This is a genomic window from Panacibacter ginsenosidivorans (genome assembly GCF_007971225.1).
GTDB lineage: Bacteria > Bacteroidota > Bacteroidia > Chitinophagales > Chitinophagaceae > Panacibacter > Panacibacter ginsenosidivorans.
Window position 1 is genome coordinate 431728 of record NZ_CP042435.1, and the last position, 11929, is coordinate 443656.

An 11929-nucleotide genomic window follows, 5' to 3' on the forward strand; every position below is an offset into this window, starting at 1 on the left:
TTGACCCAGCTGCAGATTGGATATATGGCATTGTTGCGTCGCACTCTTGTACGCTTATTACCAACTCATCAGAATTTCTTCTCCAAAAAATCCGGATAGTTTATTGTAAGTTTTAGTAGCTGCATTCGTCTTTTAATTTCTAAAACAAAATATATGAAAATATCATTAGTGTTAGCAGGGGCATTATTAATGTGCAGCGGTTTGAAGGCTCAAAAATCACCTGTTTTTATTGAAGGCAAAACTGCTATCAATGGTTATGACGCAGTTGCTTATTTTTCAGAGCACATGCCCGTGAAAGGAGATAAAAAATTTTCTTATGAATGGAATGGTGCAGACTGGTATTTTAGTAAACAGTCAAATCTTGACAGTTTTAAAATAAGCCCGCAGAAGTATGCACCGCAGTTTGGAGGTTATTGTGCGTATGGAATGGCTCAAGGTCATAAAGCGCCTACTGACCCAATGGCATGGGCTATTGTAAACAATAAATTATATCTTAATTATAATAAAGATGTGCAGGGCTTATGGAAACAAAAGCAGGATGAATACATTCAAACTGCTGAGAAGAATTGGCCTAAACTTAAAGATAAGGAGTAAAATTCGCAGTTGTATTTGCAGCATATTTATCGGTAGTACAAGAGTGCGACGCATCAATGCAAAATCTGTGAAATGTTGGGGGCTTCATAAGCATTTAATCAAATAAAAAAGCCTGTTTTATTTATGAAAATAAAACAGGCTTTTATAAACTGATTAACTATTCAATTATTATTTTCTGGGTATAATGATTGTTTTGATTTTGGAGCTGCAATATATAAGTTCCTGTTTTGATTTGAGAAGACAATGTGATACCCTGTGAAGATGATCCTCCGGCATGTACAATATTACCGGCGTAGATACGCTGACCTGCAGTATTATACAATATAAGGATGTAGATTCCTGCAGGAATATTATTCAACTGCAGATTGATGCTCTTATTTTGGACAGGATTAGGTATTACTGATATAAATATTTTTCCGACTCCAATTACCAGAGATACAATTGACGTATAATGCACCGTACCATCTTTATCAACTGATTTGATACGATAAAAATTTTTACCTGCAGATGGGTTTTTATCAATTGCTTTATAATTGTTTTGCTGATTGCCATTATTGAATGCAATAGCTTTTGAAACAGTTTCAAAATGAATACCATCATTTGAATGTTCCGCTTCATAATGATCTACATTTAATTCGTTTAGTGCTGACCAATTAATTGCGATATTGTTTCCCTGCTGGTAAGCTTTCAAATTAGTTAATGTAACAGGAAGAATTATGGTGCCGAAATTTCCAGCACTAAATTTATAATATCCAGGAACAAACGATCCTATACCCGTATTTAACTGGTAATCTGCGTAGCCCTCTGTTTCGTCCAATGACCCTACATCTCTTGGTGTTGATCTATGAGAAAGATAATTACCAGGTGAAGAATAATCTTTCCTGCCCACATATACTGATCCCGAAATAAAGCCGTATTCTATTTCATCCTGATTTACTCCAAAAAGGCTTGTAGACCAATTATATTTTGTAAAATAGAGCCTTATACCGCTCTCTGCAACATTTGCCTGGTTAGATGCATGCACATACCATATGCGGTTTACCCTGGGCTGCGGTGTATATAAAATATCTCCTTTACCAACAATGACTGTAATATCAGTGCCTGTTAGGTTCCCGGGATTAATACCAATTCTGTTTGGGCGTGATAAATCAGGACCGACTGGGAAAGTAACTAAGGATGATCCCTTAACATTATTTATCCTGAATCCAGCATCTCCTGTAAATGGAGAAGTAGCAAACGGATCAACACCTGTTACTGTAAGTGCATTACCGCTCTGATCGCATGTAGCAATAAAACTGTTTGCATAATTTGTACCTGTTGGGCTTACCAATTTTCCGCCACTATTATTCCATGTCAGCAGATTATTCCCAGTAACGATTATGCCTAATGTAAGTGTTAGACTATCAGATATCGTAAGAGGAGTTCCTATAGCTATGCGGCTTGTAGGGCTGCTTTGAGGGAAAGTGGTTGTAAGACCCATAATAAAATCCTTGACTGTATTTGCCCCCGATGTGAAATTTAATACTCCTGCAGTACCGCTTGTGCTTTTGGCAATTGTAATTTTTGTAAGTGTGCTGCTTGCAGTAAATGTTCCTGTACCGCTTATATGACCACTAACATAAAGATTACCATTAGCCAGATTGATTGGAATTGAAGAATTATTAATAACTGTGCCACTTATAACAAAAGTTGCGTCATTTTCATTTGTTACAGGCTTTCCAATATTTATAATAGGCGAGCCACTGATAGTTGCTGTCCCACTTATCTCAAAATCAGTGGTAGGAGTAGTATGCTCAATATCAATAGTAATTGTACCATCAATTACTGCATTAGTCCCAGTAATTTGAAAAAGCCCGCAATTAGCAATGGCACCACCGGTAATGCTTTGATGAACTATAGTACCACCTCCCCCAAGGCCATCGCGGAAATATTTGAAACCATTCCTTACGAATTTGACAGTATAGCCTGTCGCAACTTCAAATTTGGAGTTGAAAAGAATACTATTGGTCCCACTACTACCTACTTGATCTAAATTTGCAGAAACTCTAAAAATTGCTCCTACGCTGGAGCTTGGCATATATGTCATAATACCCGATGTTCCAGTTTCAAAAAGCTGAGTAGTATTCCATTGAAACACCGATGCTGACCGAAAAGTAATCTGGCTATTACGGGCAAAATCGTCACTCTCACCATTAATATTATCATCCACCCTTACTAATCCATTTACCTGGGATTTTGTAGGGCTGGTTATAGCTGGTTGTGTGCCTTTTAAAACATAAGTGCCATTTATAATGAAATCATTGGTATTTGTGCCGTCATCACTAATACCTAAAGAAATACCATTGGTGTGGATCAAAGTTCCACCAGATGAAATAGTTAGCAGCCTAGCAGTTGCAGAAGCATCAAGTGTAACTGTGTGACCACTGCGAATGTTTATCGAAGTGGCATTTTGGTCAGGTACCAGTGTAGCACCATAAAAATTAACACCATCGTGCGAAGATTCCCATACAGAAGAACTGCTCCAGTTGCCTGATGAAGCCGTACGAAAATAATCAGTATTTAATGAGGTAAAGCCAGGTATTGCTACCGTTCCATAAAAACTAAATTCATCAATGCTAAATGTGCCGGCACCCACAGAAGCACCCCAAGCAAAAAAACGAAATGTTATCGAAGTAAGATTCTGATATGCAGTTCCGGAAAGATCAATAGTAGTTCCGCTAGTATTTGGAGTACCAATATCCGAAGCATAATTATCTGCACTAGAACGAAACGAAAACATTGTTGGGCCATTTCCTGATACCTGACTTAAGTAAACAAAATTGGAAAAATTTATTACATATCCGGGATCAGCGGTTAATGTGAAGTAAAAATATTTATTTGCACTTATTGTTGTAGATGCCCAGCTTTTTGCATTATACTGATCATTGCCATTAACACCTGCAATACCTGTTCCCCTACCTATACCTGAAACTGTAAGGTTCGATATCACAGTTTGACCAGTAATGTATGGATCATTTAAATTTGGATTAGTCCCTGTAATTGTATTTGTCCAAATTTGTGCAAACGTTGTGTTATCAATATATGCACAAAGAAGTATGCAAAGAAAAAATTTCATTTTCATAGTAATTAGTTTTGGGCAGGATAAATGGACTTAATACTGAGGTTTTGGCACGGATAACGAATAACAATCAAATCTAACAAAACTCCGGCAACTATAGATTTAAAATAAGCTGAATTAAAGAATAGACATGGCTTTTAAAGGTAAGATTCATTTAATCAGGAGGAATATGCAAAATCCAGAGCAGGTTTTAGCCTTTTAATTGTTATTCATATTGAAAATGAAAAATGACTTAGCTGCATTCGAAATATGATTTTACAATATTGGCTTTTTTTGGTTTAAATTTTTAAATACAGTACAAGTGTGCGACGCAAGAAAAGTTGAATAGCAATTATGCAGTCCGCTCAAAAAAATTTCTATTTATATTTTCGGTTAATTTGCGTTTACAAGCATCTTCATGTCAGGAATACGCAAACAGGCCATTATTTCAAGCATAGTTATTTATATTGGTGTTGCATTTGGGGTTCTCAATACTTATTTATTTGTTACAAAAGGAACTTTTACCCAGGATCAATATGCACTTACACGTTTATTTAATGATGTTGGTCAAAATTTTTATACACTGGCAAGTTTGGGTATTATCCCCATTGTTTATAAATTTTATCCTTATTATAAAGATAACCTTGAGGAAAAAGATATTGATCTTCTAAGCAGAGCTTTTGTATATGCGATGGTTGGATTTGTAATCGTAGCCATTGGAGCCTATTATTTTGAACCAATTGTGATAAGAAAATTTGGTAAGCGATCTCAGTTATTTGTTGACTACTATTTGTATATAATACCGTATTTTTTTGGCTTCTTGTTTTTTTCGCTGCTGGAGGGCTATGCATGGGCATTGCAGAAGACTATTCTTCCCAATTTTCTGAAGGAGACAGGCATGCGCGTCTATGTTATGCTGCTTGCAATCCTGTATTTTTTTAAGTGGATAGATTTTCCGCGTTTTATGCAATTGTTTTCACTGGCTTATATTTTAATTGCCCTCATTCTACTTATATATCTTCTTCGTACCGGGAAATTCAGGTTTAATTTTAAAACCAGCCGCGTAACAAAAAAGTTCAAAAAGAAAATGCTGAATATGCAGGTATTGATTTTTGGCGGTATAATTATTACATCTGTTGGTCAAACAATAGATGGACTTATCATTGCAAGTTTAAATGGTCTTGAGGACGCCGCTGTTTATTTACTAGCGCTTTATACTTCGAGTCTTATGCAAATCCCCATACGGAGTATGCAATCTATTGCGACTGGTGTATTAGTACGCCTGTGGAAAGATAAAAATATAAAAGAGATCAAGCGCATCTACTATCGTTCATCCATTAACCTGCTCTTAATTTCCTTAATTATTTTTGGGAATATATGGTTGAATATTGCTGACGGCCTGGAGATATTTAACGTACAGGAAGCTTATAAAGCGGGCATACCACTTGTACTTATTTTTGGTATAGTACGCCTTATAGACGCAGGCACAGGTTTAAATGCTCAGGTAATAGGCTCTTCGGTATATTGGCGGTTTGAATTTTTTAGCGGAGTTGTTATGCTTGCATTGCGTATACCCTTAGTATATCTTTTTATAAAAGAAAACGGTATAATTGGGTCGGTGTATGGCGATCTTATTTCTCTTTCGGTGTACAATTTTATTCGCTTTGAATTTCTGCGCCGAAAATTTGGGATGCAACCTTTCAGTATTAAAACACTGTATGCATTATTTCTTGGTATCTCAGCATACTTTATTACTTATTTTTTGTTTCAGCAATATCATGAATTTGTATTCCTGATCTTACGCAGTATCGTATTTTCGGGAATTATGGTAGCTGGTATTTTACTCTTGAAGTTAACGCCCGATGCCATGCAATTAATAGGAAATGCGCGAAAACGTTTTAATATTTTAAAGCAATATTTTACTAACATATTCCATTAAAGAAACTATGGTTTAGGAACGTAAGTTGAATACCTGTGTTACTGATAATTAGTAATAGTCTTAAGCATAATGGTTTTATAAAATTTCTAGCTTAAGCGATTATAAGAGTTATAAATAATTGATGAATCACTTTTTAAGGAAAATTTATACCCCTCAATTTTTTTTTGAAACTTACGGAGTGAATTTAATATTTGTGAAATAAGTTGTTATATTTACAAAAAATTCGTAGCCCTGTGTTTAAAAATGTACCCTTAGCATGCCATTTTAAAAAACCCAATAACAATTTTTGCGTATATATCTAAATTATAAACTTTTATAAAAATCAAACCCAATGAGAAAAAAAACACTTCTATTTGGTGGTGCGGTTGTGATGCTCGGTGCTATGATCCTTGTATCCTGTAATAAATCCGCTGAAATAAAATCCACTCCGATCGCAAATTCCACTACCGATAAGGTAATTAAGAGAACAATATCTCTTCAGGAATTAGCTGGCGCTGATGCTTCTGAACAGCTATCTTATGCTTTAGATCCACAACTTGCTGTAAGTGAAGCTGTAAATAGTGGCTCGTGCCCTCCAATTATTACGTACGATAATCCTGAAGGCGTATATCCCCGTACTGTTACCACTGATTATGGCTTTAGCTGCACATATGCAGCCGCAGGGATAACAAGAAGTGGTAAAGTTATCAGAACTTATTATGGTGATATGACCGACACTACTTCACTTAGTTATTATGTTGAAACATATGATAATTATTACGTAAAAAATGCAAAACTTGGGTGGGATAGTGTAAGAGTAGAAGGCAGTCTCAGAATGAGGCACGAATCTAAAAACAAAGATCCCCAAACTGCTTATCGTGAAACATTTAATAACAGAAAGTTTACCGAAATTAATGGTGATTATGTTATAGCAAATGGTGTTACCAGGCTTGTTAAAAGGGAAGATGATGGATTTTATCCTCAAGTAAGGGTACAAGGAAGATTTAAACTTACCGGTGTAACAACTGCAGATGCATTTAGTGGTGGCGTATCATATCAATATACAGATTCAATTGATGATAACGATCCAATTATATACAAACATTGTGAATACACTGTTGCAGGTACGAGATATATTAATTTCAGCAACCAACCTGCTTGGAAAATTGTTTACGGTACTTTAGTTAATGAGTGTGATGATCAGGCAGAACTAACAATAAACGGAGTAACAACAACTGTTACCCTTCCTATAGATACCTGGTAGCCGTTATAGACTTTATAAATAAAAAAGGATAGCTTTTAGCTATCCTTTTTTATTTATAATATCATTAATGAAATCTCATTCCATTTGTCAATCCTTTAGCATTTTCTTATGTAAGGTTGTAAAATTGTATGCGTAAACATGTGTATAAAGATTTTTTAAATCTTGATATCAAATTGTTAATTAACTTGTATAATCAACCAAATAATTACTATTTGCGTAAATGATACAGGCAATGAAAAAAATAAGGATGACTATGTTTAACAGCAGTATCTTTCTCGGAGTATTGTTATTTGTTTCATGCGCGGAGCATAAAGGTCAAACGATGGATATAACAACCGAAAAACTGAAGTCCAATACTATCTACGATACAGCAACTTTTGGTACAGGCTGCTTTTGGTGCACAGAAGCTATTTTTCAACGCCTTAATGGAGTAGTAAAAGTTACGAGTGGTTATGGGGGTGGCGAAATTTTGAATCCCACTTATGAAGAAGTGTGTAGTGGTACTACAGGGCATGCGGAATGTTGTCAGATTATTTACGATCCCGAAGTTGTTTCCTTCGATGAGCTATTGGAAGTGTTTTGGAAAACACATGACCCTACCACATTGAACAGGCAAGGCAATGATGTGGGGACACAATACCGTAGCGTTATTTTTTATCATACAGCTGATCAAAAAGAAAAAGCAGAACATTACAAAAAAGAGCTTGATTCAAGTGGCGCCTTCAACAATCCTATTGTTACTGCAATAGAACCTTACAAGAATTTTTATTCTGCAGAAGCATATCACCAGGAATATTATAATTCGAACCCTGGTCAGATGTACTGCAGATTTGTAATACTACCGAAAGTGGAAAAATTTGAAAAAGTTTTTAAAGATAAACTTAAGAGAACGGGTATTACTCAAAAGTAGCCGACAACAAACTGTTGCAAAATTTTTTGAACGTACATGTGAGTGACACACCAACAGGTGATTAATATTGTAAAAGCCGGCAGCATAAATTGAGTTTTTATTTTTTTGTTCCCGGCTTAGATATTTTATAGAATCGTCCCTTGCGTCGCACTCTTGTACTATATAATGTATGGCATAATAAAGCGAATGATTTTTCCTCACTAAAAATATTTACTTGCAACCATCTACCATACAACTGCTTCGTTTGCCTTTTTCTTATTTCCTTATGCCTGTTTTCTTTTTTGCACTAAGTTTTGTGAAAGACACAAATATTCCAGATACGATTCTTGCCTTTATAATAATACATTTATTGTTATACCCGGCAAGTAATGGTTATAACAGTTATATGGACAGGGATACAGATAGCATAGGAGGTATTAAAAGCCCAATGCAGCCAACCATAGAATTGTTTTATACAACTATTATAATGGATGCAGCAGCAATTATTTTATCATTCTTTATAGGCTGGTGGTTTACTGCAGCCTTGTTAACTTATATCGTTTGCTCACGCCTTTATAGTTATAGACGTATCAGGTTGAAAAGATTCCCTTTTATTGGATATATAACCGTGATATTAAACCAGGGAGCATTAATGTTTGCAATGGTCTATTATGCCGCAGAATCGATTGGGGATTCACAGGTTCCTTTGATACCATTGATAGCCGCATCTTTTTTGATTGGGGGATTTTATCCCATAACACAAATTTATCAGCATGTAACTGACAAAGAGGACGGCGTACAAACTATAAGTATGTTATTAGGAAAAAGAGGTACATTTATTTTATGTGGCATTATGTATGCAATAGCATTAACGTTATTATTTATTCAGTACTGGAGTACAAACAATATAAATTCATTTTTTATATTACAGCTATTCTTCGTACCAGTTGTTTTTTATTTTTTAAAGTGGGTGGTCAACGTTTGGAAAGATGAAAAGGAAGCTAACTTTAAAAATACAATGCGAATGAATACCCTTGCAAGTAGTTGCACGAATCTTGCGTTTATTACTTTAACCATATTAAAGCACCTTGGCTGATATCATATCTATAGCAACAGCAGTCCCTGAATATTGTCACCGACAAGATGATATTATTGAGCTTATGGCAAAAATTTATAAGCTTGACCAAACAGAAAAAAGGAAATTGGCTTTCCTTTACAAACACAGCGGTATTGATACAAGATATTCTGTAATTGATGATTATAGCCTACCGGAACATCAATGGGATTTTCTTACACTAAATGGTCATTCTTTTCCTTCTTTGGAGGAACGCATGAAAATATTTGATGTGGAAGCTTTGAAACTTTCTCTTAACGCTGTAAAAAAATGTATTGACAGTTTTATTACTCCAAAAGCAATAACTCACCTCATTACAGTAAGCTGTACCGGCATGAGTGCACCGGGTCTGGATCTACAGCTTGCAGAAGCACTTGACCTCTCTCCTAACGTATTTCGCACTTCAATAAATTTTATGGGTTGTTATGCTGCTATACATGCATTAAAGCTGGCAAAACTTATTTGTGATACAGAGCCGGATGCAAATGTAGTAATTGCAGATACCGAATTATGCACCCTGCATTTTCAGCAGGAATATACTGCTGACAATGCAGCCAGTAGTTTGTTGTTTGCCGATGGTAGTGCAGCTGTGCTTGTTTCAAATAAACTCCAATCTTCTAATGCAATTTCTCTAACCGGATTCTTTTCTCATGTTGCGTACAAAGGGAAAAAAGACATGGCCTGGGAGCTTAGTAGTAAAGGTTTTCTGATGACATTAAGTGGTTATATACCACAATTGATAAAGGAAGATATTGATGCATTGGTTGCAGCCTCTTTAAATCATCATAATATCAATAAAGCAGATATAACACATTGGTGTATTCATCCTGGAGGTAAAAAAATAGTAGAGGCTATTGAAAAAAAGCTTGATCTTACTGAAAACGATTTACACTACTCGAGCAAAGTACTGGCAAAATATGGTAACATGTCATCCCCCACTGTTTTGTTTGTATTAGAAGAAATGATGCATAACATGCAGCAAAACGAAAAAATATTTGGCGTAGCGTTTGGGCCCGGGCTTACTATGGAAACTTTTCTTGCATCCAAAAAATGAACTTCAGCAAACGTATATATACAAAAGAGTTACTTGATCAGGGTAATATACCTTTTCCTGATATAAAAAAAAATATGCAGGAGCTAAATGCTATTAATACATGGCTCGGTGGGCATAAAATTACAGTTAATGGCTTTAAGCAGTTAATTGGTAAAAGGAAGGAAGTAACTGTTTGCGAAATTGGTTGTGGTGGCGGCGATAATCTTGCTGCAATTGCCAAAGCTGTAAAAATTAAAGTGCTTGTAAAGTGTATAGGTATAGATATAAAGAAGGAGTGTATTGACTTTGCCATAGAAAACCCTGCTAACAATTATCGTGTTGAGTGGATCGCTTCAGATTATAGCAAGGTTTTCTTTAAACAACAGCCAGACATTATTTTTTCAAGCCTCTTTTGTCATCACTTCACTGAAGAAGCATTAGTTACACAGTTGCAGTGGATGAAAGAAAACAGTAGCATTGGTTTTTTCATTAATGATCTTCATAGACATCCACTTGCGTATTATTCTATTAAATGGCTTACAATTATTTTTTCAAACTCTTACCTTGTAAAAAACGATGCACCATTAAGTGTAGCCAGAGGGTTCAAAAAAAAAGAATGGGAAAATATTTTAAAAGCTGCGGGTATAAAAAACTATAAAATACAATGGAAGTGGGCCTTTCGTTATTTAATTTTATGCAAGCATGCATGACAATGAAAAAGTTTATGATGTTGCCATAATTGGTGGTGGTCTCGCTGGTTTAACATTGGCTATTCAGTGTATTGATGCAGGATACTCAACAATTCTCTTTGAAAAAGAAACTTACCCGTACCACAAAGTGTGCGGTGAATATATAAGTATGGAAAGCCTCCCCTTTTTACAAAGGCTTGGTTTCCCTTCGGAACGTTTTGAACTTCCACTCATAAAAGAGTTGCAACTTTCTGATATAAAAGGAAACCTTTACAATTTCGTTCTTCCATTAGGTGGCTTTGGCATAAGTCGTTATACACTTGATGATACATTATATCAGCTTGCCCAATCAAAGAATGCAGAAATACGCATCAATACCAAAGTGCAGGATATTACATTCATCAACGATTCATTTATTATAACTGCGGGCAAAGAACAATTTAATGCAAGAATAGCTGCGGGTACCTTTGGCAAACGCAGCAATATTGATGTAAGATGGAACAGAGATTTTATAAAGCATAAAGCAGGCAAGCTCAATAACTACATTGGTATAAAATACCATATACGTTATGCATATCCTAAAGAGAAGATTGCATTACACAATTTCGAAAATGGTTATTGTGGTATCTCTAATATTGAAAATGATACCTGCTGCCTTTGTTACTTAACCACAGCTAAGAATCTAAAAAATAACAATAATTCTATTGCACTAATGGAGCAGAAATTACTTTGTCAAAATCCATTTTTAAAAGAAATATTTACTTCTGCAGAATTCTTATATAGCGAACCGCTTGTTATTTCGCAGGTAAGTTTTAACAGGAAAAATCAGGTTGAAAATCATGTATTGATGATTGGAGATGCCGCCGGGCTTATAACACCATTGTGTGGTAATGGCATGAGTATGGCTATGCATGCGTCAAAAATTGCCTTTGAAAATATAGATGCAATGTTGAAACAAAAGATCAGCCGAACGGTAATGGAAATAAATTACACGCGCCAATGGCAAAAGCAGTTTCGTAAACGATTATGGATAGGCAGAAGTGTACAACGGTTATTTGGCAATAATACTTCCACAAGTATATTTTTGAAATTTATGTACAAAACAAAATGGCTTTCAAAAAAGCTTATTCGTGCAACTCATGGGGAACCGTTTTAAAACCATTTAGCTAAAATAGATCACTACTCTATATAGATATGAAAACATAGAACAAATTGCTCACCACAGTTCTTACAGTACAAGAGTGCGACGCAACTAATGCCTAATAGCAGTAATAAAGCCCGGTTCAAAATAATTAATTCCTCTATTAACAACCTGTGTAAATAACAACAAC

9 protein-coding genes are annotated in these 11929 nt (G+C 35.4%); 8 read left to right on the forward strand and 1 reads right to left on the reverse strand.

Annotation, left to right across the window (positions count from 1 at the left end):
- Positions 1-153 precede the first annotated feature (153 nt).
- The gene (locus FRZ67_RS01720; RefSeq protein ID WP_147187883.1) at positions 154-594 is read left to right on the forward strand and encodes a YHS domain-containing (seleno)protein; all 441 of its coding nucleotides are present in this window, start codon (positions 154-156) and stop codon (positions 592-594) included.
- 157 nt (positions 595-751) lie between these two features.
- Here the strand turns inward: FRZ67_RS01720 and FRZ67_RS01725 are convergent, their stop codons facing one another.
- A complete protein-coding gene (locus FRZ67_RS01725; protein ID WP_147187884.1) occupies positions 752-3715 on the reverse strand; it encodes a T9SS type A sorting domain-containing protein in 2964 nt (987 codons plus the stop codon).
- A 394-nt stretch (positions 3716-4109) separates the two neighbouring features.
- On the opposite strand from FRZ67_RS01725, the gene FRZ67_RS01730 reads away from it, so the two are divergent.
- The 7 genes from FRZ67_RS01730 (at position 4110) to FRZ67_RS01760 (ending at position 11754) form a co-directional block, all read left to right on the forward strand.
- Positions 4110-5630, forward strand: coding sequence for a lipopolysaccharide biosynthesis protein (locus tag FRZ67_RS01730; protein WP_147187885.1), 1521 nt, complete (start codon positions 4110-4112; stop codon positions 5628-5630).
- A 331-nt stretch (positions 5631-5961) separates the two neighbouring features.
- The gene (locus FRZ67_RS01735) at positions 5962-6873 is read left to right on the forward strand and encodes a hypothetical protein (protein WP_147187886.1); all 912 of its coding nucleotides are present in this window, start codon (positions 5962-5964) and stop codon (positions 6871-6873) included.
- 232 nt (positions 6874-7105) lie between these two features.
- Positions 7106-7783, forward strand: a complete 678-nt coding sequence (msrA, locus tag FRZ67_RS01740) for a peptide-methionine (S)-S-oxide reductase MsrA (RefSeq protein ID WP_225975474.1) — start codon at positions 7106-7108, stop codon at positions 7781-7783.
- A 214-nt stretch (positions 7784-7997) separates the two neighbouring features.
- Entirely contained in the window at positions 7998-8858 is an 861-nt protein-coding gene (locus tag FRZ67_RS01745) for a UbiA family prenyltransferase (RefSeq protein WP_225975475.1), read from the forward strand.
- Complete coding sequence (locus FRZ67_RS01750; RefSeq protein ID WP_147187887.1) at positions 8851-9930, forward strand: type III polyketide synthase; 1080 nt, start codon at positions 8851-8853, stop codon at positions 9928-9930. The genes FRZ67_RS01745 and FRZ67_RS01750 overlap by 8 nt, the downstream gene beginning before the upstream one ends.
- A complete protein-coding gene (locus tag FRZ67_RS01755; protein WP_147187888.1) occupies positions 9927-10619 on the forward strand; it encodes a methyltransferase domain-containing protein in 693 nt (230 codons plus the stop codon). The genes FRZ67_RS01750 and FRZ67_RS01755 overlap by 4 nt, the downstream gene beginning before the upstream one ends.
- Positions 10612-11754 (forward strand): NAD(P)/FAD-dependent oxidoreductase, encoded by a 1143-nt coding sequence (locus tag FRZ67_RS01760; protein ID WP_147187889.1) that lies wholly within the window; start codon positions 10612-10614, stop codon positions 11752-11754. The genes FRZ67_RS01755 and FRZ67_RS01760 overlap by 8 nt, the downstream gene beginning before the upstream one ends.
- Positions 11755-11929 lie beyond the last annotated feature (175 nt).